General features: G+C 43.8%; 27 protein-coding genes. 9 read left to right on the plus strand and 18 right to left on the minus strand.

Annotation, left to right across the window (positions count from 1 at the left end):
* Positions 1 to 7 precede the first annotated feature (7 nt).
* The 3 genes from MK127_06070 to MK127_06080 form a co-directional block, all read right to left on the minus strand.
* A complete protein-coding gene (locus MK127_06070; GenBank protein MCH2532357.1) occupies positions 8 to 991 on the minus strand; it encodes an ABC transporter substrate-binding protein in 984 nt (327 codons plus the stop codon).
* Positions 992 to 1,011: 20 nt separating this feature from the next.
* Positions 1,012 to 2,061, minus strand: a complete 1,050-nt coding sequence (locus MK127_06075) for an aldo/keto reductase (protein ID MCH2532358.1) — start codon at positions 2,059 to 2,061, stop codon at positions 1,012 to 1,014.
* A gap of 107 nt (positions 2,062 to 2,168) precedes the next feature.
* Positions 2,169 to 3,884: a thiamine pyrophosphate-binding protein gene (locus MK127_06080; protein ID MCH2532359.1), complete on the minus strand. Its 1,716-nt coding sequence runs from the start codon at positions 3,882 to 3,884 to the stop codon at positions 2,169 to 2,171.
* A gap of 82 nt (positions 3,885 to 3,966) precedes the next feature.
* Here MK127_06080 and MK127_06085 point away from each other — a divergent pair, with 82 nt between their 5' ends.
* Together MK127_06085 and MK127_06090 are read left to right on the plus strand one after the other, a co-directional pair.
* Positions 3,967 to 4,314 (plus strand): 4a-hydroxytetrahydrobiopterin dehydratase, encoded by a 348-nt coding sequence (locus tag MK127_06085; protein ID MCH2532360.1) that lies wholly within the window; start codon positions 3,967 to 3,969, stop codon positions 4,312 to 4,314.
* Between the two features lie 9 nt (positions 4,315 to 4,323).
* Positions 4,324 to 4,785, plus strand: coding sequence for a RidA family protein (locus tag MK127_06090; protein MCH2532361.1), 462 nt, complete (start codon positions 4,324 to 4,326; stop codon positions 4,783 to 4,785).
* 76 nt (positions 4,786 to 4,861) lie between these two features.
* On the opposite strand, the gene MK127_06095 is transcribed toward MK127_06090, so the two are convergent.
* Entirely contained in the window at positions 4,862 to 5,956 is a 1,095-nt protein-coding gene (locus MK127_06095) for an amidohydrolase family protein (GenBank protein MCH2532362.1), read from the minus strand.
* Between the two features lie 89 nt (positions 5,957 to 6,045).
* On the opposite strand from MK127_06095, the gene MK127_06100 reads away from it, so the two are divergent.
* Complete coding sequence (locus MK127_06100) at positions 6,046 to 7,191, plus strand: acetyl-CoA acetyltransferase (GenBank protein MCH2532363.1); 1,146 nt, start codon at positions 6,046 to 6,048, stop codon at positions 7,189 to 7,191.
* Positions 7,191 to 7,631, plus strand: coding sequence for a Zn-ribbon domain-containing OB-fold protein (locus MK127_06105; protein MCH2532364.1), 441 nt, complete (start codon positions 7,191 to 7,193; stop codon positions 7,629 to 7,631). The genes MK127_06100 and MK127_06105 overlap by 1 nt, the downstream gene beginning before the upstream one ends.
* Here MK127_06105 and MK127_06110 read toward each other — a convergent pair.
* Both MK127_06110 and MK127_06115 read right to left on the minus strand, forming a co-directional pair.
* Positions 7,606 to 8,361 (minus strand): SDR family oxidoreductase, encoded by a 756-nt coding sequence (locus MK127_06110; GenBank protein MCH2532365.1) that lies wholly within the window; start codon positions 8,359 to 8,361, stop codon positions 7,606 to 7,608. The two genes, MK127_06105 and MK127_06110, sit on opposite strands and share 26 nt — an antisense overlap.
* A 30-nt stretch (positions 8,362 to 8,391) precedes the next feature.
* Entirely contained in the window at positions 8,392 to 9,582 is a 1,191-nt protein-coding gene (locus MK127_06115) for an amidohydrolase (protein ID MCH2532366.1), read from the minus strand.
* Between the two features lie 101 nt (positions 9,583 to 9,683).
* On the opposite strand from MK127_06115, the gene MK127_06120 reads away from it, so the two are divergent.
* The 5 genes from MK127_06120 to MK127_06140 all read left to right on the plus strand — a co-directional run bounded on the left by MK127_06120 (position 9,684) and on the right by MK127_06140 (position 14,919).
* The gene (locus tag MK127_06120) at positions 9,684 to 10,874 is read left to right on the plus strand and encodes a Gfo/Idh/MocA family oxidoreductase (GenBank protein MCH2532367.1); all 1,191 of its coding nucleotides are present in this window, start codon (positions 9,684 to 9,686) and stop codon (positions 10,872 to 10,874) included.
* Positions 10,875 to 10,882: 8 nt separating this feature from the next.
* Positions 10,883 to 11,683 (plus strand): class II aldolase/adducin family protein, encoded by an 801-nt coding sequence (locus tag MK127_06125; GenBank protein MCH2532368.1) that lies wholly within the window; start codon positions 10,883 to 10,885, stop codon positions 11,681 to 11,683.
* A gap of 74 nt (positions 11,684 to 11,757) precedes the next feature.
* Positions 11,758 to 13,035 carry a Rieske 2Fe-2S domain-containing protein gene (locus MK127_06130; protein MCH2532369.1) on the plus strand — a complete coding sequence of 426 codons (1,278 nt, stop codon included), beginning with the start codon at positions 11,758 to 11,760 and terminating at the stop codon, positions 13,033 to 13,035.
* Positions 13,036 to 13,055: 20 nt separating this feature from the next.
* The gene (locus MK127_06135; GenBank protein MCH2532370.1) at positions 13,056 to 14,282 is read left to right on the plus strand and encodes a Gfo/Idh/MocA family oxidoreductase; all 1,227 of its coding nucleotides are present in this window, start codon (positions 13,056 to 13,058) and stop codon (positions 14,280 to 14,282) included.
* A gap of 22 nt (positions 14,283 to 14,304) precedes the next feature.
* Positions 14,305 to 14,919, plus strand: a complete 615-nt coding sequence (locus MK127_06140) for a nitroreductase family protein (GenBank protein MCH2532371.1) — start codon at positions 14,305 to 14,307, stop codon at positions 14,917 to 14,919.
* Position 14,920: 1 nt separating this feature from the next.
* On the opposite strand, the gene MK127_06145 is transcribed toward MK127_06140, so the two are convergent.
* Genes MK127_06145 through MK127_06200 form a run of 12 tightly spaced genes read right to left on the minus strand, consistent with a single transcriptional unit; the run spans position 14,921 to position 25,935 of the window.
* Positions 14,921 to 15,790 carry a xanthine dehydrogenase family protein subunit M gene (locus tag MK127_06145; GenBank protein ID MCH2532372.1) on the minus strand — a complete coding sequence of 290 codons (870 nt, stop codon included), beginning with the start codon at positions 15,788 to 15,790 and terminating at the stop codon, positions 14,921 to 14,923.
* 2 nt (positions 15,791 to 15,792) lie between these two features.
* Positions 15,793 to 16,260: a (2Fe-2S)-binding protein gene (locus tag MK127_06150; protein MCH2532373.1), complete on the minus strand. Its 468-nt coding sequence runs from the start codon at positions 16,258 to 16,260 to the stop codon at positions 15,793 to 15,795.
* A gap of 1 nt (position 16,261) precedes the next feature.
* Entirely contained in the window at positions 16,262 to 17,353 is a 1,092-nt protein-coding gene (locus MK127_06155) for a Zn-dependent alcohol dehydrogenase (protein MCH2532374.1), read from the minus strand.
* 45 nt (positions 17,354 to 17,398) lie between these two features.
* The gene (locus MK127_06160) at positions 17,399 to 18,214 is read right to left on the minus strand and encodes a glucose 1-dehydrogenase (protein MCH2532375.1); all 816 of its coding nucleotides are present in this window, start codon (positions 18,212 to 18,214) and stop codon (positions 17,399 to 17,401) included.
* Positions 18,207 to 18,443, minus strand: a complete 237-nt coding sequence (locus MK127_06165) for a hypothetical protein (GenBank protein MCH2532376.1) — start codon at positions 18,441 to 18,443, stop codon at positions 18,207 to 18,209. The genes MK127_06160 and MK127_06165 overlap by 8 nt, the downstream gene beginning before the upstream one ends.
* Positions 18,433 to 19,671, minus strand: coding sequence for a Gfo/Idh/MocA family oxidoreductase (locus MK127_06170; GenBank protein MCH2532377.1), 1,239 nt, complete (start codon positions 19,669 to 19,671; stop codon positions 18,433 to 18,435). Before MK127_06170 ends, MK127_06165 begins: the two co-directional genes overlap by 11 nt.
* 21 nt (positions 19,672 to 19,692) lie before the next feature.
* A complete protein-coding gene (locus tag MK127_06175) occupies positions 19,693 to 20,748 on the minus strand; it encodes a cupin domain-containing protein (protein ID MCH2532378.1) in 1,056 nt (351 codons plus the stop codon).
* 9 nt (positions 20,749 to 20,757) lie between these two features.
* The gene (locus tag MK127_06180) at positions 20,758 to 21,612 is read right to left on the minus strand and encodes a fumarylacetoacetate hydrolase family protein (GenBank protein ID MCH2532379.1); all 855 of its coding nucleotides are present in this window, start codon (positions 21,610 to 21,612) and stop codon (positions 20,758 to 20,760) included.
* A gap of 51 nt (positions 21,613 to 21,663) precedes the next feature.
* Positions 21,664 to 22,275, minus strand: coding sequence for an NIPSNAP family protein (locus tag MK127_06185; protein ID MCH2532380.1), 612 nt, complete (start codon positions 22,273 to 22,275; stop codon positions 21,664 to 21,666).
* Between the two features lie 38 nt (positions 22,276 to 22,313).
* Positions 22,314 to 23,561: an MFS transporter gene (locus MK127_06190; GenBank protein MCH2532381.1), complete on the minus strand. Its 1,248-nt coding sequence runs from the start codon at positions 23,559 to 23,561 to the stop codon at positions 22,314 to 22,316.
* Positions 23,558 to 24,760, minus strand: coding sequence for a CoA transferase (locus tag MK127_06195; GenBank protein MCH2532382.1), 1,203 nt, complete (start codon positions 24,758 to 24,760; stop codon positions 23,558 to 23,560). The genes MK127_06190 and MK127_06195 overlap by 4 nt, the downstream gene beginning before the upstream one ends.
* Positions 24,757 to 25,935, minus strand: a complete 1,179-nt coding sequence (locus MK127_06200) for an acyl-CoA dehydrogenase family protein (protein ID MCH2532383.1) — start codon at positions 25,933 to 25,935, stop codon at positions 24,757 to 24,759. The genes MK127_06195 and MK127_06200 overlap by 4 nt, the downstream gene beginning before the upstream one ends.
* Positions 25,936 to 26,000 lie beyond the last annotated feature (65 nt).

Below are 26,000 nucleotides of genomic sequence, written 5' to 3' on the forward strand. Positions count from 1 at the left end.
TTTATTTCTACTGATCCATTGTGTTCTTTGCAAAGACTTCTTCTAGCTTAGCCAGTTTAGGAGTCAGTCCTTGCTCGAAAGAATACTGAGCAGCCGTTTCAAGTACTAACTTATTCGCACGTATACCATGTTGAACAAGAGGAGTTCTTATCGCATCTGGAGTAATTAACCCTGTCTCAACATAGTAATCAACGTGCTCCATACGTTCTCTATTAATGATGTCATTCGCTTTATTAAATGCTTTCATCAAATTGAGAATAACCCAAGGGTGTTCTTCAGCGATTTCACGTTTAATTACCATCCCGTGATTAATAGGATATATGCCTGTTTTTTCGTAATATCGAATACCTTCTGCCCTGTTGTCTGGGAAAATTGAAGATATATCAGGGTGGTTCCACAAGTCAGCGGTGCTTCTATCAATAAGGTTTGGGTCAACAATGTAAAGCAATGTCGCATCAAGCTCGCCCGAAAGCATCATTGTCCCAATATTTTTTTCCAGTGGAATCTGGTTAACGGTTACTCCTTCAGGAGGCTTGAATCCTGTGGACCCTCCATGGCTTTGCTCCGGCACTCGCTCCATAAAAAATTCCATGTCCTTCGGCTCAACACCGAATTCATGCTGAAGAATACCTCGCGTCCAAAGAGCGGCTGTCTGCTGGTATTCAGGGACTCCAACTCTTTTACCTTTGAGATCGGATGGGTCTTTAATACCGGCATCTTTCCTTATTAACATTCCCGTATGGAAAAAGCGACGAGTAGTAAAAATAGGGAGGCCAACCCATCGGTTATCCCCTGCAGCCTGTGCCATAATTAACGATGAAAATGACATTTCAGATACGTCAAAATCACCGAATTTCAATTGGCGCCAAAAAAGCTCCGATGCATGAACAGGACTAGGCACTAAATTAATACCATCAGCCTTTACTCTGCCATCAAAAATTGGCCATGTCCTCGGGTTTGATGCCATACCTAAACTAAGTTGAATATCCATTACATTTCCTCCATTGAGTATTACAGTCCTGAAATAAATTGTTCTTCCTGATCCCACTTACCGACATTGGAGCGCCATACCATATCAAGGCGCGCCATATCCTCATCGTTCAGCGCATCCGCGCCAGAACATCCCACTGCTTCTTCTAAATGAGCCAATTCTGAAAATCCGCCAAGGACTGTCGTCACTGTCTCGTCCTGGAGAATAAACCTGTAAGCTGCTTCAGATAATGTCTGTCCTTTCCTTGATAAAAAGGAAAATGGTAAAGCACGTTGAACCATTGCTTGGTACATATCAGCATTTCGAGTAAGTCCGCCTCCCGCAAGCTGATGCCTTCCACCGCCATTAACTGCGTGATCAGTAAGTACCCCTCCGGCAAGCGGGCGGATCACGGCAGTGCCAACACCTAGCTCATGCGCTCGAATAAGGAATTGCCCGTAGTCGTGCTGAACATCTAATCCATCAGGCGTCGGTAAACCCGCTGTCGGGTTCAATAGATCGTACCAGACGTTTAGCATATGGAATTCCTGTGTTTCTAGAAGAGTGAGTACTGCTTCAGCATCAGCATCTTCGTTTGCAAATCCAAAAAACCGAGTCTTCCCGGCCCTTCTTAATCTTTCCAGTCCTTCTAATGCACCTTCAGCTCCCAGATAGTCATCTAAACCAACGTGAATCCATCCTGGAACAGTAGTATCTGTCTCAATACTTGGAGGATTATGGATTTGTACAATGTCCACGTGGTCGAGCTGCAATCGCTTGAGAGAGTCTTCGACTGACTCAACTACAGCATCTGCAATATGGTCTAATTCATCTGGCATTATTTCCACTTTAGTAGCTATGACTGGGCGAAATCCTATTTCCCGCATGGCTTTACCGATATTAATCTCGGCGAGGCCTTTGCCATAATCCGGAGAAGTGTCAAAATAATTGATTCCTAGTTCAAGGGCTCTTTCGATCGCTTTTATTTGCTCCTTAGGCTCCGCCTTAACGAGCAATCCGGCATTGTCTCCTGACCCAAATCCAATTTCAGACACACGAATGCCTGTGTTTCCCATTTCACGATATCTCAATGCAATCCTCCGAATCTAACGGTCTAATGACCGCGCTATCTAACGCTGTAGAAAGAAAAGTGTCAACTCTCAATAGCGGCTATCAAAATATATAGGAAGAAAATATTTTATAAACCCCCGCCTGCCTTCCTATTCTCAACAACTGCTTGAGCACGAGGGCTAATCTGGCTCTGAACAATGATATTAAGAAGAGCAGGACCTTCGCAATTGATAGCTCTTAATAATGCAGGCTCAAGTTCTTCCGGACTCTCTACTAGCTCTCCATGTGCGCCGAGGCCTTGAGCAACTAAGTCGTACCTAGAATGGGCAAGGTCAGTGATCACGGGTTTTCCATAAAGCCCTATTTGCAAGTTTTTATCAATGCCCCATGCCGCATCATTCCCTACTAAGAATATTACTTTTAACTTATGCCTAACTGCCGTATCAATTTCCATAGCATTGAACCCGAAGGCGCCGTCTCCTGTGATGCAGAACACTCTGGCTTCTGGCCTGGCTAGTTTTGCGGCAATTGATACCGGAACTGCCTGCCCTAACATCCCAAGATTTGGAAGGTAATACCAACTGCGTGGAGCTTTTGCAGGAAGATATGCTCTTCCGTAATAGGCATAGTCACCTCCGTCAAAAACTATTACATCATCATCCTTTAATTGCTTAGCTAAAGTGTGATGAACAAACATTGATCGCAGAGGGGTTTCTTTCGTAATAAACTGCTCCAAGTATTCTCTATGATTTCTAACAGTGTCGCGGAATTTCTGAACCCAGTCGCCTGGTTGATCCCAGTTATATTTAATCGCTTCTTCCTGAAGCTGAGAAACAATTGGGCCTATATCTCCTACTAGAGATAGTTCTACTCCTCGATTCCTGCCTATTTGGATAGGGTCAGTTTCAATTTGTATCACCTTTGCTTGGTCTGGAATTACTGGTTTGGAACCAAAACCAATAGTAAAATCTAATAGTTTACCAAGGAAAAGAATCACATCCGAGTCTTTAATTAAATTGGCTGCAGTGTGCTGGCTAAGATCAAAAAAACCAAAACAAAAGGGATGTTCATCAGAAACAATCCCACGAGCTGCCTCTTCTGTCATAAATGGGATTCGAGTCGTCTCAATAAATTTCTCAAAGATTTTCGTCCAGTCGCCGTAAGATGACGGGGTGCTGGCTACGATAATTGGCCGTGCCGCGTTATTGAGAATCTGAATCGCATTCACAATCGAATCATTACTTGCAGTTATTGGTGTTACTCTTTTGTAAGTATCAGCCTGATAAAAAGTAACCTCATTCTCTTCCACTTCAGCGCTCTGCACATCTACGGGCACTGTCAAATGCACTGGACCACGCCTGCCTTCAAATGCAGTACGTATTGCAGTTGTCATTAAATCCGGAATCCTTCGAGGGTCGTGTGCAAGCCAAGCTCCCTTAGTAACGGTTCTTGCAATTCCAACCTGATCTATCTCTTGCATAATGCCACGGTGGTAATTTCTCAAATCCGATGAGCCGGCGATATTCAGTATTGGGCTTTCTGTCGACATAGCGTTAATCAGCCCAGGTATTGCATTCGCATGACCGGGTGTAGTTACTGCAACAACTCCCAAGTTGCCTGTCATTCTTGCCCAGGTTTCTGCCATATGAACTGCTGCCTGCTCATGCCTACAATCAATTAAAGTAAATCCTTCGTCATCCAAAATATCTAACAGTGGCAGGATATGGTCACCTGCAAGAGTAAAGATGGTATCAACACCTTCCATTCTCAGGGAATTCGTTATTATTTGAGCGCCGTTAATTTTCAAAAGCGGTTCCTTCAATCCTTCTAATCCATTCTTCATGGATGCTAGCAGTAGAGGATTTGTCGAGCAATTAGTTGAGTTCTTGGCACAAAAAATATGAAAATAACAATAAGAGGTGAATATGAGTTCTTTATCTAGTGAAAACTGCGTGGAAATGACATCAGGTGCGAAGCTTTGTCCTACTGATGAAGCAAAATCTTACAAAGGCGAAATCCCCGATTGGCATATTATTTTTGATGGCATGGAAAAACTTGAACGTACTTTTGAGTTCGACAGTTTTGCAGAAGCCTTGGAATTTACAAACAAAATCGGAGATGAAGCAGAGAATCAAGGTCACCATCCCAAGCTCATCACTGAATGGGGTAAAACTACAGTGACATGGTGGACTCATTTTTTAGGCGGCCTGCATAAAAATGACTTCATTATGGCAGCCCGCACTGATTCTTTAGCTGAAAAGAAGTCTTGTTAAGGAGTTCATATGTCATTAATAGAGTCAAAATTATCTGCAATGGGCTTGGAATTGCCAGAGCACGTAGCTCCAGCCGGAAGCTATCTAGTTGGATATAAAACAGGAAATTTAGTTTTTACTTCCGCAGTAGGGCCTCGTACAAATGATTCCAATATTACTGGCGTCATGGGGCTTGATTGTTCAGAAGAGGATGGATATGAGGCTGCCAGACGTACTTGCTTAAGAATTCTCAGTAATGTCAAAAGTATTATTGGTGATTTAGACAAAATCACGCATGTGGTGAAAATTTTTGGGATGGTACAAGCAGCTCCTCAATTCAACGATTACGCAAAAATTGTCAATGGTTGTTCGGACTTACTTGTTGAGCTGTATGGGGAAGCGGGTAAGCACGCAAGAAGTTCAATGGGCGTAACACGAAATCCTTTTGACGGAGTGATTTCTATCGACGCCATTTTTGAAGTTACTGATTAAATATGTTCGCATCCAGTGATAAGAAAAGACCACAGATGCCTAAATAATCTGTGGTCTTTTGCCTTAATCCTGCAAACTAAAGATGATAGAGACCTAAAGCATTATCAACTAATATTTTTTTCTTTGACTCTTCATTTACGCTGGGAAGATTCCTAAAAGTTTCTATAGCGTCAACCTCGCTTGATGTGTCAGTATGTCCATAATCTGTACCAATTACGATATTTTCATCACCAATATAGCTAAATACATATTCGAAATCATCATCTGTCTGAGCAGAAACATAAATGTTGTAATCCTTAAAAGGATTCTCAGGTATTTTCCACCCTGCCTGCTGCGCCCTTCGTGAGGTTTCGTGCATTATCCAGGGAACCCACTGGCAGGAAGATTCTATGAACCCCCAGCGCAAATCCGGGAAGCGCTTTGGCAAATCACTAAGAATCAAACCATTACAGGCGTGCACTGTCGGCATTCGGAAGGTTGGCAACCCGCCGCTTGGGTCGTAGGGTGAATTCATTGCCTTTACATAATTTTGATTGGCATTGGCAATGTGAATAGTAATGGTCAAATCATGTTCTTGTGCCGCAGCCAAATAAGGATGGAAATAAGGGTCGAGCATAAACCTGTCATCTTCAAAAGGTTTCATTACTACACCTACGGCGCCGTTCTCTTTTGCCCAAGGCATCATATCAATAGCTTGGTCTAAATCAGTGAGTGGAAGCACTGCAGACCATCGCAATCGACCATCCGACTGCTTCCAGGCTGACGCCATCCATTTATTCCAAGCCTTGCAGAGCGCACGATCAACTTCAGGTCGCCTTGTAACATCGCTGATCCATAGGGTGTTGTGGAGTATTTGAATATCAACGCCAAGATCGTCCATGTGCCTGAGTCTGAGTGAAACATCATCAAGATGACGAGCATCTGCAGCGGTAACAAGGTCACGACCCGCTCGCTCTGACATTATCTCGAGCTCACGCTCTGAAGGAGTAGGTAGTCTCAATCCTGCAATTTTTCCATCTATCACCCAATAACGACTTTGTGAATTATCAGGCGAGGAGAATAATTGAGGACGGTATTGTAAGTCTTCTTTATCAAGAAAATCCCATGTATGCTCAGATTCAACAACATGAGCATCGGCGTCAATTGCGCCAAATTTTACGGCTGTAGTCATGGTTCCCTCCATTAGTACTGCCTCCAGTATCGTTCTATGGCTTTCACAAGGCAATATTTGTAATACCATGCTACATAGAAATTACAAAAATGAAAAAGAATTTATCTAAAACAGCAGCAATTGTAGGTGTCGCAGAGTCTAATGAACTTGGAACAGTTCCAGGTAAATCAGCGCTGGCGCTCCATGCAGAAGCTGCTAGCAATGCCTTAGCTGATGCGGGTGTCGAACGTGACGAAGTAGACGGTCTTTTGACAGCCGGTTATTGGAATTATGACTTAGCAGATTATCTCGGCATAAAACCCCGTTATACCGATACAACTACCGTTGGTGGTGCATCGTTTGTAATACATGTTGGACACGCGGTTTCCGCGATAGCCGCTGGTTTGTGCGAAGTTGCTTTAATTACACATGGGCAATCTGGCCGTAATACTCGCGCACCGATGCCAAGAGACCCTAATGTCCCTTCTGCAATGTATGAAATCCCATACGGAATGATAGGAATGCCGATAAATTATTCTATGGCAGCCACGCGGTATATGCATTTATATGGGGAGGACAGAACAAGGCAGGCAATGGCGGAAATTGCGGTTGCAACTAGAAAATGGGCTCAAATGAATCCTAAAGCTTCAATGCGAGACCCCATGAGTTTCGATGATTACCATAATTCACGATGGATATCATGGCCATTTCATCTTCTGGATTGCTGTCTGGTAACTGATGCCGGTGCGGCAGTTGTAGTGACTTCAAAAGAAAGAGCTCAGAGCCTTTCTAAAAAGCCTGTATGGATTTTAGGACACTCGGAATACCACGACCATGCCGGTATCTCGACTATGGAAGATTTAACTATTACTCCTGCTAGAGTGACAGGTCCTGAAGCTCTAAGCATGGCCGGTGTTTCTCATAAAGATATCGGATTATCTATGATTTATGACTCATTTACATATACAGTCCTTGCAAGCTTAGAATCCTTAGGCTATTGCAAGCCTGGAGAAGGACCCGATTTCGTAGCCAATCAACGAACTGCACCTGGAGGAAATTTCCCTTTGAATACTAGCGGAGGCGGGCTCTCTTACACCCACCCTGGAATGTATGGAATTTTTCTCATTGTTGAAGCCGTCAGGCAGCTCCGAGGAGAGGCAGGGGAAAGGCAAGTACCTGATTTGAATCTAAGCTTAGTCAATGGCACAGGTGGTGCGCTTTCTGCGACCGGGACTATTATTTTAGGAGTTGACTGATGGGCACTCAATATCAAGGGCCATTACCTGTACTACAGCCTGAATCAGATTTTTATTGGGAGAAGGCAAAGGCTCATGAGCTCTGGTTGCGTAAATGCGTTGACTGCAACAAAGCTTATTTTTATCCACGCGATTTTTGCCCTAAGTGCGGTAATTACAATGTAACGTGGATACGAGCAAGCGGAAGAGGAACGCTGTATACGTTTGCAATCGTTGAACGAGCACCGATTCCTTCTTTCCGTGATAGTGTACCGTTTATTGTGGCCATGGTTGATCTTGAAGAAGGCCCAAGATTCCCTACAAATATAGTTGGCGTTAACGCAAAACCGGAAAATCTATTGATTGGGATGGAAGTTGAAGTGACTTTTCGGGATCTAAATGATGAGGTTACATTACCGCTTTTCAAACCCGTCTCTAATGAATTTCCCGACCACCATTAACAACAATCATTTGCCCAGTGATAAATCGCGCATCATCACTAAATAGAAAAGCCATAACACCTGTAAGGTCTTCGGGAACACCCCTACGCACCAGAGATGCTTCAGGTTCAGGGTAAGCCTCATCAGCTCCTATAGGCTCTTCGGTATCTGAGGTTGTAGAACCAGGAGCAACAGTTACGACGTTGATATTATGCTGACCTAGCTCCCTGGCAACTGCACGGGTTATTCCAGTGATTGCAGATTTTGAGGCAACGTAATGTGGGTTCATCGCATTAGGCCCTCTTGCAATGCGGAGTGTGCTTCCAGAGCTCACATTGACAATAGTTCCACTATTTTGCTCACGCATATAGGGAAATACTGCTCGAACTCCCAGGAAAGTACCTCTTGCGTTAACTGCAAATACACGGTCCCAAGTTTCCATATCCACATCAAGGATTGATTTTACTTCTAAGCCTCGCATCATACCTGCATTATTGAGCAATCCATCAATTCTTCCGTATGTGTCATGCGTTTGCTTTGCCATGTCTAACATTGCTTCTTCAGAAGATACATCCACTTGAAGCGCAAGAACTTCAGCGCCCTCAGATCTGCAAAGCTCTGTTGTTTTTTCTAAATTCTGGACATCTGCAATAGTTAATTTCGCCCCTTCCTTAGCGAATCGAATTGCATACTGTCGTCCCAGCCCAGCAGCAGCTCCAGTTACTATGATTACTTTTCCTTCAAGACGCATATCTCCTCCATTTATTAGGTCAAAGTATTTCTAGGAACCTACGGCTTGTGGGGCCTTAAGGCCATAGAGCTCAGTAGTCCCCTTCCATATAATCCGGTCCTTCTGTTCCTGAGTAAGATCAGTCCTGTTCATAAGGAATTTAGGTGAATCTGGAATTCTGTGAGCATGAGGTATATCGCTAGCATAAACCCAGCAATCAGTTCCGTATTTACCTACCATGTAAGGCAGTAATTGATCATCAACCTCAAATCCAATAAATATCCTTCCATCTTTGATGTACTCAAGAGGAGTAGCCTGAGGGAGCCCACGATCAATAATAGGTTGATGCTCAGATCGGATCGTACCGAGTTCCATTCGGTCTTTGACGTTGTCCAAAGTAAAATCCATTACTGCAACAGCAAAATCAACCCAAGTACAACCTGTCTCCAAAAATGAAACTTTCACTTTAGGATATCGATCTAATATTCCTGACCCACATATAGTCTTGAACCCGCGCACGACAGAAGTAAGAAATTGGTCTCCTGCGATATTCTTCCAATCTTTAAGAGCATCTTTTGCCCCCATCCCAGGATGAACATTCACCGGTAGTTCTAGATCTTGAGCTGCTGCCCATATAGGCTCGAAATCAGGATGATCCAAAGCTTTATTGCCGTAATCACCGAAGACCATTATTCCCAATGATCCCATTTTTTTCGTACGCTCCATTTCCCTGACAGCCTCACTTGGGTCCCTTGGGTCAATAACTGTGACCCATTTAAGCCTTTCCGGAGATTGATTAGAAACGTCAGCTACCCAATTGTTATAGGATCGCGTAAGGCCTGCATTCAAATCAGGATCTTTAACTATCGGCCAATGCAACAATAAGGTTGGGTAGTTTACTGAGAGGTAAGTACTTTCAGCATCCATTACAGCAAGCCTATCTTCGGCTGAATGAAATTCACCGCTTTCGTGAGGACCACGCCATTTTGCCATCAATTCATATTCAGTAGAAACCACACCATCTCGGCTTGATGGAGATCCACCTACTCTGATTCGCTCTCCGTCGATTTCCCAAATATAATCGTGCTCAAATTCGCCTGTCTCAATTACTTTTGGTCTACGGTCACGATATTTGGGCTCAAGATATTCATCGGACCAGGTAGCCTCCCATTCTTCCACATGTCCGTCGCCATCGAGCGCTTGGATGTCATTCATTCGTAAATCTCCTTCTTGCACTGTCATCAAAGCATAATCCCACCGTATATAGCTACATGAACCTAGTCAATAGTGGTCTGGTCCATGTGCAAGCTTTCTAGTAGAGTCTCAACCCACGGGAGATCACGATGGATACTGATAAAATCATTAATTTTGGGATAGTAGGCTTGGGGACTGCTGGAAGTGCACTTGTACAACCAGTACTCAAAAATAAAAATTTCAGGATGGCTGGTGCTGCAGACCTTGATAAAGAGACGCTAGCCCGTTTCAAATCCGACTTCCCCGAAGCTGGTATTTTCGATAGTGCAGAAGCAATTGCTGAGGCAGATGGGATAGATGCACTCTTTATATCTACTCCTACTCAATTTCATACAGGGCATGTACTCGCTGCAATCAATAACGGAAAACATGTCGTAACGGAAAAACCCATTGCCACTAATCTTGATGATGCTGATGCCATGATTGAAGCATCTGAAAAAGCAGGTGTCACTTTGATGGTTGGTCATTCGTTTGGCTACGAAACACCAATAAAAGCAATTCGAAATACCGTCAACAGTGGTGAGCTCGGCCCTCTTCGAATGCTACACAACTGGTACTTTACAGATTGGATGTACCGTCCTCGAAATCCTGAAGAGCTAGACACCTCTCTTGGCGGAGGAGTTACATTCCGTCAAGGATCTCATCAGTTCGACATTATAAGATTAATTGGTGGGGGTCTGGTTCGTAGCGTACGTGCTATGACCGCGAAATTCGACGTCTCTCGGCCTGCGGAGGGAGCCCATACTGTATTCCTTGAATTTGAAAACGGTGCAGTTGCAACTGCTATTTACAGTGGGTACGACAGGTTTCGTTCAGCGGAGCTCGGATATAACGTCGGAGAAGGCGGGCTACCTTTCAATCTGGAGAAGTACGGTGCGGCTCGAAATGCGTTGAAAAATGCAAACCCTGAAGCCGAACTAGAACTAAAGAAAAGTGTTAGATATGGAGGTTCAAGCTCAAGAAATTGGGGCGAAGTTCCTGATAGCCATCCTTTTTACGGGCTAACCGTAGTCAGTTGTGAAAATGGGGATATCCGGCAATCACCTGATGGACTGCTAGTCTATTCAGAGAATGAAAAGCGAGAGGTTGCAATACCAAAAGGAACTTCAGGTAGGGACAATATCCTGACCGAACTAAAAGCTGCAATATTAGATAAGATACCTCCATTACATGACGGAAGATGGGGTAAAGCTAATTTAGAAGTGTGCCTTGCTGCCTTAGAATCCTCACATAAACGTAAGGAAATATATTTAAGCCACCAAAAAATGGTTCATGACTAGGAGGAATAATGACCAGAGAATGGGATGAGATAAAATATGAAGTTGCTGTAGCCAATCGGGTTCTTGCTGAAGTCGGTCTTGCTACCGGGTTTCGAGCCTCGTTAGGACATGCAAGTATGCGCCTACCAAATGACCCGGATAAATTCGTTGTAAAAGGAAGGGGCTATACGGTAGACGCTCTGCATTCAATGCGACCACAAGATATGATCGTTGTAGATATTGAGGGTCATAAAGTTGATGGACCAGTAGGTTCTTCGCAGCCGTTTGAAGTCATTATGCATTCGTCTATCATGAAGTTGCGACCTGAGATTAAGTCGGTTGTCCACGTACATCCCCACTACACGATTCTTGCATCTACGCTGAATAAGCGCTTGCGTCCAATGAATCAAGAAGGCGCACAATTGGTACAAAAAGAATTGCCAATGTGGAATCATGTCAAAACCGTCCAGACTGAAGATGAAGGCCTTGAAGTTGCTCAGCTGATGGGTGACTCAAAAGCTATTTTGCTAAGAGGTCACGGCGCTACCACAGCCGGTAGCAGCCTTGAAGATGCGGTAATGACAATGATGCAGCTTGAAGAGCAAGCAAAAATGAATTACTGGGCATTTTCCGCAATGGGTGCAGATCATCCATATCTTGAAGATGAAATAGTAGATGAGATGTCGGGTCGAACACCCTTGCCTGAGCTGCCTCACTTTAAGCAAGTTCTTCCTCCCGGATGGCGACCAAACGTAGGCGGTGTATGGCAATATTATACGAGAATCGTAACGGAAAACCCGGATGCTGCGCCTACAATTCATAGGCCATAAAAGAAAGGCTAATTTCGTTGACACGCGTTGCTATCGATTCTACTCTATGGTAAGCGCGGTTTTAGGGGGAATTTATGTTAAATCAAGCTGAGAATGATGCTATTACTAGGGTAAGCCCCGGCACGCCAATGGGTGAACTCATGCGTCGTTACTGGCATCCCATTGCTGCTGCTTCTGAATTGGATGAAAAGCCTACGAAAGCTGTTCGGATTCTGGGAGAAGACCTTGTTTTGTACAAGGATAAATCCGGCACCATCGGCTTGATTGATCGTTTCTGTCCGCATCGACGTGTCGACCTTTCCTATGGAATACCTGAAGAAAATGGTCTCCGGTGCATGTACCACGGATGGATGATGGACGAGACCGGCCAGTGCGTAGAGCAACCGTTTGAGGAAACTGTTCGCCCTGACGGCAGATTCAAGGAGAAAGTCAAAATTGCAGGATACCCTGTTCAAGAACTTGGCGGGCTTGTATTCACATATATGGGGCCACAGCCTGCACCGTTGCTACCCAATTACGACATTTTAGCTCAAAAAAACGGCGTCTTACGCGAATTATTTGTCGCAGAGTTACCTGTAAATTGGCTTCAATGCATGGAAAATTCTGTTGATCCCGTTCACCTTGAATGGCTACATGGAGTGTATGGCGCATGGTCTGCAAAACTAGAAGGCCGTCGCGATGCAGTAGCTGAAAGTCTAGCCATATATGACAGGCATAAAGAAATCGGTTTTGATCAGTTTGAAAGAGGGATAATTAAGCGACGGGTTTATGGGAATACCACAAAAGAATCACCTAAATGGAGTGTTGGGCATCCATTACTCTTCCCTAATATCTTGCAACAAGGTGGTGGTGGCAGGTATTTCTTTCAATTTAGGGTCCCCATCGACGATGAGCATACTTGGCACGTTGAATTAACTAGTTATTGGTTTCCAACCGACGTTGAAGTGCCTGCCCAAGACGTAGTCCCTTATTCACAAATTGAGTTAACCAGACCTGATGGGCATTGGCGTAGCGACGATACGATGGCACAAGATCATATTGTTTGGATCCTTCAAGGTGCAATTATGGATCGCTCTGCAGAGACACTTGGGGAATCTGATCGAGGGCTCATCTTCTATCGGAAAATGCTTAGCGAACAGATGCAAATTGTCATGGATGGCGGGGAACCAATAAACATTGTGCGCGATGTAAATGAAAATGTGATGATTCATGTCGAGCAGGAAGGATGGACAACTCTTGGAAAGACTTCTGATATCGACGAGATTGCACGGTATGGAAGTAAATTGAAGCCATTGATTCAAGAAATGCTTGATAAAACTGGGTATGCATCAAAAGAAAGTGCAACGGCATAGCGAAGCGTTGAGGAGGCGACATGGCAGGAGTTAAACCAATTAATTTTGGGATCATCGGGCTTGGAGCAGGCACGATGAACATGATCCCAGAACTCAGCACGAACCCAAATGCAAATATCGTTGCTGCCGCTGACACACGCAAAGATGCACTCGATAGGTTTACAAGAGATTTTGGAGGGCGCATCTACAGCAATGCCGAGGATCTATGTAAAGATCCTGATGTCGAAGTCATCTACGTAATGACTCCCGATGAAATGCACGCAGAGCATGCTGTTCTTGCGGCCGAGCATGGAAAACAAGTCATTTTAGACAAACCAATGGGACTTACTCTGGAGCAATGTGATGATGTTATTGCAGCGACAGAAAAGAATGGGACGCGTGTGATCGTCGGGCATTCCCAAAGCCTAGATCTCGTAAATCTAAAGATCGCAGAGATAGCAAATAGTGGGCAATTAGGCAAAGTCGTAATGATCCATACCATGTTTTATAGCGACTGGATTTATAGACCTCGAGCAAAAGAGGAGCTAATTCAAGAGCGTGGCGGCAGTATTGTTAGGCGACAAGGTCCAATACAGGTTGATATTGTCCGAATGATTGGTGGAGGAAAGGTAAGATCGGTTAGAGGGAAAACAAATATAGTTGATGCTAATCGACCTATCGATGGAAGCTTTAATGCGTTTGTAGATTTCGATAACGGATCCTCGGCCACCATAATTTATGACGGTTATGGGCACTTTAATAGTGCAGATCTTACTTACGGTTATACCTTACAAGGATTCCCAATGAATCCTGATTTACACATAAATTCCCGTAAGCGAATTGAGGGTTTTGCAAGCATTAGCGAGGAGGAGCAATATAAAGACACTACTCGCTACGGTGGCTCTATGAATCGGTCGCTGGCTCATCAGGTATCTCCTGATAGGAGACATGCTTTTTTTGGTTTCACCCTTGTCTCATGTGAAAAAGGCGATATTCGGCAAACGCCAACCGGAGTATTGATATATGGCGATAAAGAAAATATCGAAATCCCTGTAGCTGCCGGGGAAGGGTACAATCGTCGGTACTGCGCGGTAGAAGTTGATGAAATGTGCCGCGCAATTCGTGATGACACTCCGGTACGAATTCACGATGCCTACTGGGGTAAAGCTACTCAAGAAGTAGTGTTAGGAATCATTGATTCTTCAAATGAGAGGCGTGAAGTTTTCATGAAATACCAAGTCCCTTACACGGGTCAGGGCGTGAGTTAAATTTATACTGAAGGACAAAAAAATGACTGAAGAAATTGGGTTATTTGAAGCAATGTACACACAGAGGGCTATTAGGCATTTAAAGCCTGATCCAATTCCCGATGAACTAATACAGCAAATCATTGATGCAGGCATACGTGCTCCCAATGGAGGGAATTCACAGCAATGGGGTTTTGTTGTTATAAAAGATGAATCAACAAAAAAAATAATTAATGAACATTATGCTGCTGTGGTACGTCCCAACCATGGGAAAGCTTCCACGTTATCTGAACAAAGAGCTGCTGATTCTGCTGATTATTTAGGTCAGCACATTATGGACGTTCCTGTTTGGATATTAGCAGTGACTAATCATCCTGGAACTGATATTCATCACGGCGCTTCGATTTACCCTGCAGTACAAAACATGCTTCTTGCTGCACGAGCCTTGAATATAGGAAGTGTTCTGACAACTCGTGTACGAAGGGGTTTTGAGGATCACATTCGCTCTGCCATTGGTCTGCCTGAAGGATGGGCAACCGCAGCAATGATACCCCTTGGCTGGCCTATGGAAGGCTACAGGTATGGACCGACGACACGAAAGCCAGCGTCCGAAGTTACACATTGGGATAAATGGGGAACACGCTCGCAAAATACTTAATTTAGTTGCGCAAACGATCCCACGCGAGGTTACAAGCACGCGCTGAAATCACTTTAGACAAATGAAGTCTATATTCTTCTGAACCATGAATATCAGAAAGCACTTCTATATTTTTTATTGATTTTTGGATTGCTGTATCAATCGCCTCAGTCGACAATAGTGTTCCCTGTAAGTATTTCTCAGCCATTAATAATCGTTGGGGCTTGGGGCCTGCGCCTGTTAAGCTTATTCGAACATGATTACAAATGTTGTCCTTCGTAGTTGCAATCACTACAGCTGCACCCACTATTGCAAATCTTGAAGCCTTATTTGCAAATTTTACATAAGCAGTCCCAGAATTTTGGGGAAGAGATGGCATGATTATTTCAGTCAAAATTTCAGATGGATGCAAGTCAGTTTCGTACGCATCCACAAAGAATTTTTTTGCTGAGAGGTTCCTAGAGCGAATTCCACCTTTTATTAGAAATCTTGCATCTAATGCAGATAAGACGGCTGGCAAATCAGCTGCAGGATCCGCGTGCGCTGCAGATCCTCCAATAGAGCCGCGATTTCTTATTTGGGTATCTCCAACCAGTGACGCTGCTTCAGCCAAAAGGGGTAATTTTTTCAGGACTATTTTAGATTCGATTAAATCTCTGTAAGTTGTACCTGCTCCAATAGCAACACCATCGGACATATTCTTTATATATCGAATTTCTTTTAATTTTCCGATATCTATCAAATGATCAGGTTGGATAAGTCGAAGTTTCATAGCAGGCACTAAGCTCATTCCGCCAGAAACAACTCGACCATCACCGTCGAATTGCCTCATTAGTGAAAGGGCATCAGTTAATGATTTTGGCTGATGGTATGTAAATTGAGAAGGGATCATAATTAAACGCCTCGTTGCTTAGATGCTGCAAGAGCAGATTCAACTATGTTTTGGTATCCCGTGCACCTGCACATGTTGCCAGCAAGTGCCGTGCGTACTTGCGTCTCTGTTGGGTTCGGATTTTGGCTTAAATAGTCATGCAGTGTCATGATCATACCTGGCGTACAAAATCCACATTGCAACCCGTGTTGCTCGTGAAAAGCTTGCTGAATTGGGTGCATCTCTCCGCCTTTTGCAAGCCCTTCAATTGTAATGACTTTCGCACCGTTCGCTTGAAGAGCAAAAATTGCACAGGACTTAACAGCCTGTCCGTCTAATAAAACTGTACATGCCCCACACTGGCTAGTATCACAACCAATGTGCGTGCCAGTCAGACGTAGTTTTTCACGCAGAAGATCTACCAATAATTCTCGGTCTTCTACCTGAGCTTTACGTCGGATTCCATTAACTTGCAGTGAAACTTGTTTCATATTAATCGAAAGTAATTACTCCTCGTCCAATAACACCTTTGTCTAGTTCAATATAGGCTTCATTTATTTGATCTAGTTTGTAATGTCTAGTGATTAATCCGTCTACGTCAATTTGCCCTCGCTTGTAAAGGTCAACCATCTCGTAGAAATCGATTGCAGGTCTAGATGTACCATAGTAGGAACCTTTTAAAGTTTTTTCCTGGCGAACCAATGCTACAGGATCAATACTAGGAAAATCGTCTATAGCAGCCAAGCCGACGATTATTGCAGTTCCACCTTTATTCACTGAGTCATATGCCAATGTAAAAGTTTCAGAGGAACCAAATGCTTCAAAAGCGTAATCTACACCTCCTTCAGATAGTTCCTTAATGCTTTTTAATGCATCACTATCGCGAGCATTAACGGTATCAGTTGCTCCGAATTTGGTAGCAAATTCCAATGCCGCGTCATTGATGTCGACTGCAATTATCTTGCCTGCACCAGCTAAACGAGCCCCTTGCACAATGTTCAAACCCACTCCACCACAGCCGATAATAGCAACGGTGCTTCCAGGCTTTACTTGGGCGTTGTAAAGAACTGAACCAACTCCAGTAGTAACGCTGCACCCGATTAATGCTGCTTGTGGCAATGGAAATTCAGGGTCTATTTTTATACAACCTGTTTCTGGCACTACTGCCTCCTCTGCGAAGCAGGCAACCTTACCCATATGCGCGAGATCTTGCCCATTAGCATGTAATCGCCTAGTACCGTCAAACATATTTGGCCCAGTTGCCATATGCGTATCACAAATATTAGATCGTCCAGTTAAGCAGGACTTACATTGCCCGCAAAATGGAGCGAAAGCCAATATCACATGATCTCCAGGAGCAACTCTTGTAACACCCTCCCCTATTTCGAGAACTACTGCGGAACCTTCGTGCCCTAGCACCGCAGGTTTAGGAATAATCGCTTCACCTTTCATAAAATGAAGATCGCTTCTGCATACTCCTGCAGCCGCAATACGAACTCTGACTTCGTTTGCCTTCGGTGGATCCAGCTCTACGTCCTGGATTATTAAAGGTGAATTAGCCTCGACCAATATTGCAGCTTTCATTGTTACTCCTAAATTTACCTAATTTAAATTTCCATGCTTCATTATTTAGCCTTCACCTGAGTGAGTCTGCTGGCTCAAACGATTGTAAGTTACAGGGCTCGTTACAAGCAGTCCAGCATCAACCGGTAAAACTATACCCGTAACCCAACGAGACTCATCGCTAGCTAAAAATAAAGCAGCCCATGCAACATCCCACGCAGTTCCTTCGCTTCCCAAAGGCGCTGCATTTTTGCGAATTTGACGTAAATCATCATCCATCCTTGGTGCAACCATAGGGGTGTATACCAAACCTGGGGCTATACAATTGACTCGAATTCCGTCTGGACCATGGTCCCCTGCCATAGATTGGGTTAACCCTATCACTGCAGCCTTAGATGTCGTATATGGAGTGCTACTGTTTGCCCGTAATCCTGCAATAGAAGAAATATTAATTATTGATCCCGAGCCTGAGTTTTTCATATGTGGTATGGCATATTTTGAAGCGAGAACAATACTTTTTACATTCACTGCCATTATGTGATCCCATTGCTCTTCTGTTACTTCCAAAACATCAGCTCTCGTTGAAATCCCGACATTATTATGCAATATGTCAATTGCCCCGAACTGAGAAATCGCGGTAGCGGCCATTCGTTCACAATCTTCAGCTCTAGTAACATCTGCGGCAATTGCATAAGCAACCCCGCCTTCATTTTCTATAACTGCCTGGGTTTGCTGAGCTCGTTCTAAGTCCATATCTACTAATAGAACTTTTGCTCCCTCTCTTGCAAATATAATTGCTGCAGCTTTGCCGTTACCAACGCCATCACCACTAGAGCCTGCCCCGGTTACCACAGCAATTTTGCCCTTTAATCTATCAACCATTCATATCTCCCATTTCATCAGGATTTACCAGTGAAGAAATTGCAGAATTACCAACTATTAATTCAGACATTTCTGTCACAGGGCCTGAAAAAATCTTGCCTTCAATAGCTGATTCAATATTCGCATACCAAGAGTCTTCGAGCCTAACCAATCTGATTGTTAAGTGCCCATCCTTGACAAGGATTTCATCAGTAGGTGCAGGAATATTTCTTCGCCATTTAGGCTCCATATTCAAAAGGCATTGGAACCTGATGGGATAATTGAATATCCCTCCCCGTAAGTGAAGATTCCATTATTGCAGTGATTAATTCTAATGTAGCCATTCCCCATTGCCCGTCATGATACACAGGTGCATCATTTCGGACCGCGTTAAACAATTCCATAAGGTCTTCTCTGCCCGCCTGGTATTTTGTGATGGATAAAGGCCTATCTTCTACGCCACCATCTTTATAAACATACAAACCATGGCGGGATTGACGTAAGTCGCCTCGCTCACATGTAGCCACAAGGATCCCTAAATTTGCAGGCTTCCAAGGTGGAATTTCTGAAGGCGTTTCTCGCCAAAATCTACGCTCATGATCCGAGCCAATTCGTAAGTCATGCTTAGCTGCAAATTCGTCTCTACTTCCGGACTTCAATTGCTCCCTAATCTCGACGCGTTCATCGTGCGTATAGCCAAGAATCAAACCTTTGCCAAGCTCATCACTCCATGGGGTTAAATCTGAAGTCATGGAATAGCCATATCCATTATTTGTAACGTTAGCGGTGACACCATCCTCAAATTCCATGAATGCCGAATAGTAACCAACGCCGTTACGTTCAGGCCACCATCTGCCAGTAGTGCCTCGGATAGTTTTGACCATACCTCCACCAAGTAGTCTTAAACTATCCAATTGATGTGGTCCTTGTCTGTACAAAACGCCTCCGCCAAGGCTTTCGTCTAATTCATCAGGCTCTCTGGCTTGAAGCATCCAATCTGTAAAGGCCCAATTGTTTAGAGCCTTTAATGGGCCAAGTTCGCCCGATAAAATAATCTTTCTCATTTCCATTACAGGGGGGCTAAAGCCCAAGGTATGACCGCACAATAGCTTTACATTATTTGCTAATGCAGCCTCCACCATTGCTTCAGCTTCATGCATATTCAGAGCCATGGGTTTCTCTGACACTACATGCTTGCCTGAATTCGCAACCATTACAGTATGCGGACAATGCAGCGCATTTGGCGTGGCGACCCAAACCGCTTCAATCTCAGGGTCATTACATAGTTCTTCAGCGCTGCCAAACACGTGAGCTTCTGGGAATCGGTTCTGAAACGCCTCTCTTACTAACGGATTAGTGTCCGCTGCAGCCATCAGGTCAATTTCTGGCATCTCTTCCATGTTTGGCATTATTTGTGTTGCACCCACACCTACACCAATAATGCCCATTTTCAATGGCTTTATATTTTGATTTGCCATACGATTCCTTTTAACGAATTTTTAACCGATAGATCCTAGAATATCTTGTCGATCCATCTCTTCTTCCCGGTAGAGGCCCATTGCCTCGACTACAGGCAAATCGCTCATCGAAAATAGAACAGCATCCTCGTTGGATTCAGTTCCATGTTCATGTGTAACCCAAGCAGGCAATACGAATGTATCGCCTTTAGACCAATCTAATCGCCTACCATCAACTATTGAGAAACCCGAGCCTCTAGCAGCATGATAGACAACGCTAGAAGTATGCCGATGTGCATCAGTATGAGAATTTGGTGCCAGCCGTTGAAGTTTTAGAGCCAGAGTTGGCATGCTATGGCCACCCGTAACTGGATTTGAGTATTCCATTATTACACCATCAAATCGATCTTCTTCTCCGAATCCCAATAATGCACCATATGCATCATTCCATTTGTAGGTTATAGGGAGCGTCCCACCAACAACGTCTTTTAAATTGGCACGCATCAAGCCGTTACCAATAGCTGCATTGGTATAGCCATTGGGTTTGGTGACAGGTTGCACATCTTCAGGGTATGGCTCTTGAAACATTCCATCGAAATAACCAACCATAGGGGCATCTAAGCAATCAAGCCAAATGACAGGTTTTTCTTGAGGATTATTGTGGTCATGCCAGACCCAGCTTGGAGTTAATGTTAAATCACCTTCTTCCATTCGGAATCGTTCTCCATCTTGCACAGTAAAAGCGCCTTCGCCTTCAATGACAAAACGAATTGCCGCTGCACTATGCCTATGCGCTTCAGCAATCTCACCTGGCCAAACGATTTGGATGGCAGCTGACATAGTTTTAGTAGCTCCTGCTTGAGGGTTATTTAAACCAGGATTACGCATTGTTAGCGCACGTCGGAACCCATGCCCCTTCAAGCTTTCAAGTTCTCCCGCTTGATAAGCTAAATCACGCATTTCAGTCCATCTCCAAACATAAGGTTCCAGTTTGGGTCGCTCGGGGGGGTATGCATGCATTACCCATAATGGATTTATATTGGCATCATCCAGTTTCTGGTGATAGGCCTTTTCATTTTCGGGCATAATCCAGGACATAATAGCCTCCTAGTAACGAGCTTCAGCACGAGCAGATAATTCTCCAACATCACTAATATTGATAGTGACAAGGTCCCCTGGTGCAATAGGTCCTACACCTTCAGGTGTTCCAGTAAATACAAGATCCCCTGGTTCCATTTTTGCAACCCAGGACATATTTGCTATCTGGTTTTTGCAATCAACAATCATGTCTTTAGTAAAAGCATGCTGGCGCAATTCTTCATTGATCCAAAGATTTATTTCCAAGTCTTGAGGATCAGGGATTTCATCAGCCGTGATAATGTAAGAACCAATTGGAGCAAAAGAATCAAACGATTTACGCTTACTTCGATCTTCCGGTCCTCGTACAGTTATATCCAATCCGCATGTATAGCCAAAAACATGACTGAGGGCTTGTTCGGCAGGTATCATGCTGCCAGCTTTGCCAATGATCATCACTAATTCTGACTCATGATGTATAACTCTATCGGAATACGGCAACAGTATAGGATCATTAGGACCCGATACTGAACTAGAAGCCTTTAAGAACATTCCTTGCTCGGAAGATATTTGCGGCGCGGAACCAGACCATGGGCTCGCCTGCATTTCATCAGAATGAGCTTTGTAATTCGATGGCTGGGCGTAAACTTTCCTTGGTGCAGGTACTGGTGCAATCAAATTTACTGTATCAAGCCCTACAGGGTCTTTAGTCTCAATATAATCTTTGATTTTTGGCAAGAGAGAATCCCATCGCTCTATCAAGGAAAGCATTCGGAATGAGCGAAGTTCATCAGGCAAATCAGGAAGTAGGTCTGTAATTTCTATAACGCTATTATCGCTAGTCAAAACACCTATTTGATAATCATTGAAGCTAATTAATTTCATTTGTACTCCTTCTATTTGGGACAGTATCACCGCTACACGTAAGGGTCAAACCTAGTGAAGAGGGGAAAATGATGAAGGGACCATATGCCTTACTAGCTGCTGTACAGGACGTTCATCTGTGTGAGGTGGCCATATACCTTGAGTGTAAATTTTTCGAAGTTCATCGCGATGATCCCAGTCTCTGTATGGCCATAATTGGTAAAAGCGATTGAGTTGCCCTAGTTCGCTTGCAAAAAAACAACCTGGTGAGATTTCCAGTCTCTTAGGAGCCTGTTCGGTAAATTGCTTCATCACCGAGCTGATTGCTCCAGAAGGATAGGTATACATTCGGAGTTCATACAAATTCCCCCACTCTCTAGGTCCATCAAGTGGGTCGTTAATTGGTGACGGGGCAAGGATATCGCTCTCCATTGAGACAGCAAATTCAGTAATATCTGGTGGCCATATACCATCCGCAATTACTTTTGCACGTGTATCCGATCTATGCTGCAATGATTCGTAGCCCCACAAATGTACAATTTGGTTCAAGGGTCCGATATCTGTATGCCAAAAACCAATTAAAGGTGAGACTTTTACCCTAGCCTCGATTTTTTCTGCAAATCTACGTTCAACTTCAGGTACTGAATTTGCAGTCAAGTTATACGTACGCAATTCGTAAATCAAAACAATTACCTCGCTTTAGTAATGTGCGCAGTCTAACCTTAATTTGATTTTCTAGAAACTTGCCTTTCAAAAGTTTCAGGAGCCATCATCGCAAAGATTAAAGTGCAGAGAACTATCGCGCCGCATATTAAGAAAAATGTGGTTTGTAATTCAAAGTATGTTGCAAGCAATCCGGCACTCAACGGTCCGATTACTTGCCCAAAACTAAGCATGAAATGGTACGCCCCTATAAAAGCGCCTCTATGATCAACGGGAGCCAGATCCATAGCATATGTCAAAATAGTATTCGAATTGGTACCTTCCGCAACTGCAAACGCCGTAACTGCAAAGAATGCCGTTACCAAGCCTGCAACCGTCCCTAACAAGAAAGTAGCTAGGATCGTTGCAAGTAGACCGGCAATAATAAGTTTTTTGCGACCGTACCTATCAAGCAATACACCTATAGGCATAGTCAGAATTAAGGTTATAAGGCCTGCCACTCCAACTAAATTACCGATGGCTGTAGGATCAAGTCCTCCTGCATTTTGAGCATGAATAGGGAAATATGTTCTGAAAACACCAGGCCCGAGACCTACGGTACCGAATGCAAAAGTAGCTGCAACTAATCCCGCAAATGGACGATTTGCAAACATACTTAAGGAGCTAAGCCCTTTCCTTGCAGCAATATGTTCGTTCAAGACAGGTGCTTCACTCTTAATAGGCTTTGTTTCCGGAATCATTGTCAGCGTGACCAGCAAAACAACTAAGCGAGTGAGTGCAATGAAAATAAAAACCCACCGAAGATCAAATAAGCCTGCAATAATACCCCCAACCACTGGCCCAGCTAATAACCCAACCCGTTGCGCCGTATTCCTTAAGGCAACTCCTCTTCCGCGGTTACCGGCGTTCGTTACATCTGCTACCAATACACCGGACGAAACTACCCAGAAGGCTATAGCTAGTCCGGCAAAAACTTCTAGCACCGCGTATTGAAAAAAATTTGTTGAGAAAGCCTGTAAAACTAATACAGTTCCATGGCCGATTGCACCAATCATTATTAATGGTTTTCTACCCCATCTGTCGGAAAGATAGCCAGTTATAGGTCCAGATATCATTCTTGGACCAGCGCTCAATGAGGAGATCAAACCGACGAAAAATAACGATACTCCAAAGGAAAGTGTAAAAAGAGGCCTAGCTACCCATAGAGCACCAGTTCCAAAACCCCAGCTAAAAAAAATAATGACTATTGGAAGTGCAAGGCCTGATAGATTACCTTCAGTCTCAAATTTTGATTTTTTAAAAATCAAATTGCTTCCACTGCTTCCAATGACTTAATTTCAGCAACAGAATAGCCACAAATATTCTTCAAAATCTCTTGGGTGTGCTGGCCCAAAAGCGGTGGCGGGGAAAAATTTTCATCTTGGCCAGTTTTTATAGGATTCCCGGAAGTCTTTATACTACCTATCGTCGGGTGTTCAATCTCTACTAGCATGTTACGGTGCAAAACCTGTGGGTCAGAAAAGACATCACTCAAATCATTAATGGGAGCTCCAGGGATATCCCAGTCAACAAATAATGATTTCCATTCTTCTTGATTTTTTGTTTTTATCGCACCATCTAATATTTCTTCCAAGTCTTTTCGGTTTTCCATTCTTCCTGTGGCTGTTGTAAAGCGAGCATCATTAGATAAATCTGAATAACCAGGGACAGTTGCAGATACCATTTCTGCAGTTTTGAACCAAAACGGCTCAGTTGAGCAATGAATCTGAACCCATTTATTATCTTTAGTCTTAAACGATTTGGCAGGAATATTGCTAGGGTGACCAGAACCAATTGGTTCTGGTACTACTCCAGAAGCCAAATAGAACGCTCCTAAATGAGCTTGAAATGACACCTGCATATCCAGCATGCTGATATCAACACGCTTGCCTTTGCCAGTCCTCGCTCTTTCATGAAGAGCAGCAAGCACACCAAATGCAAGTCCCCATCCGCCACCAACATCTCCCATGGGAAATCCCATGTAGACTGGATCCTCATTTTTTCTACCGGTTACGCTCATTGCACCGCCCATAGCTTGAACAACACCGTCAAATGCGGGTCTTTGGGAATAAGGCCCGTCTTGGCCAAACCCAGAAAGCGAGGCAGAAATAATTGCTGGATTAATTTGATTTAATATCTCAAAGTTAATTTTGAGCCGTTCTAATACTCCTGGCCTAAAATTATCTAGTACCACATCAGCATGTTTTGTCAGTTCATAAAAAACAGATAAGCCTTCTTCAACCCGCAAGTTTAAAGTCATACTTTTTTTATTTCTATTAAAGCCTAAAAAATATGCACTCTCGCCTTCTAAAAAATATGGGCCTAATTTACGAGAGGAGTCTCCTGAACCTGGCTGTTCAATTTTTATGACTTCTGCGCCTAAATCGCCAAGCAAGCGACCTGCTAAGGGTCCCCCGAGGACATTTGTTAGCTCCAAAACCCTAATATCGCTTAATGGCATACTCATAATTGAGACTCGTAAATAAAATCACCAGATGGATAATTTTTTAAGATATTCCTAGCAATTACTTGCCTTTGTATTTCGTTAGTACCTTCACCTATTATCATAAGCGGAGCGTCTCTGAAATAACGCTCAACAGGTAAATCTTGAATATACCCTGCCCCTCCGTGAATTCTCATTGCTTCAGTAGCAACATTAAGGCAGGTTTCACTTGCAAAAAGCTTCGCCATCCCAGCTTCAAGGTCCGCCCTGACACCTTCATCTTTTTTCTTGGCAGCATCCATAACTAAAAGATGAGCTGCTTTCACCTGTGTCGCCATTTCAGCAAGCTTCTGCTGAATGGCTTGGTGCTCAGCAATTGGCTTACCAAAAGTTTGCCGCTCTTGAGCGTATTTGACAGCTGCTTCAAGTGCTGCACGTGCAACGCCTACTGCTCTCGAGGCAACATTAATTCTTCCAAGCTCGAGGCCCGACATCACATGTGAAAAGCCATGACCTTCAAGTCCACCAAGTAAATTAGTTTGCGGAACCCTGTAATCGTCCAAAGCTATCTCTGTCGTCTCAACACCACGGTAGCCTAATTTAGGTATATCTCGTAATACACTCAAATTCTCAGATTTCTCCCCAAGTAAGATACTTATGCCTTTATGCTTAGGCTCGATATCAGTATCTGTCTTGCAAACAATGGCGTAAATTGAGCTATATCGGCCATTAGTAATGTACATTTTGCGTCCATTTAGGACATACTCATCTCCATCCAATATGGCTGTGGTCTGAATTGCCGCAACATCAGTTCCTGCCTCCGGCTCAGTTATGCATAAAGCAGCGCGCTTCTCGCCAGATGCCATTAATGGTAGGAAGTTTTGCTTTTGGTCTTCTGTACCTGACATTTGGATCATATTGGCGACAAGTAGATGCGTATTGAGTATACCTGTAAGGCTCATCCAGCCCTTGGCTAGCTCTTCAATCATTAACGAATATGACTCAACTCCAATCCCACTGCCCCCATATTTTTCAGGTATAGTTGCACCGAAAAATCCAAGTTCTTTCATTTGTTCAACTAAGTGTTCAGGGTACTTATCGGCATGCTCTAGTTCACTAGCTACCGGAATTACCTCTCGCTTTACGAACTCTCTGACAGTAGCTATTAGGCTTTTTTGGAATTCTTTATTCTCGATCATCTCAACTCCATGGGCGAGTATATCCGGTTTTAGTAATATGAGCGCACTGATGATGTTTGGACAAA

The sequence above is a fragment of the Dehalococcoidia bacterium genome (genome assembly GCA_022449765.1).
Taxonomy (GTDB): domain Bacteria; phylum Chloroflexota; class Dehalococcoidia; order Lucifugimonadales; family Australimonadaceae; genus UBA2963.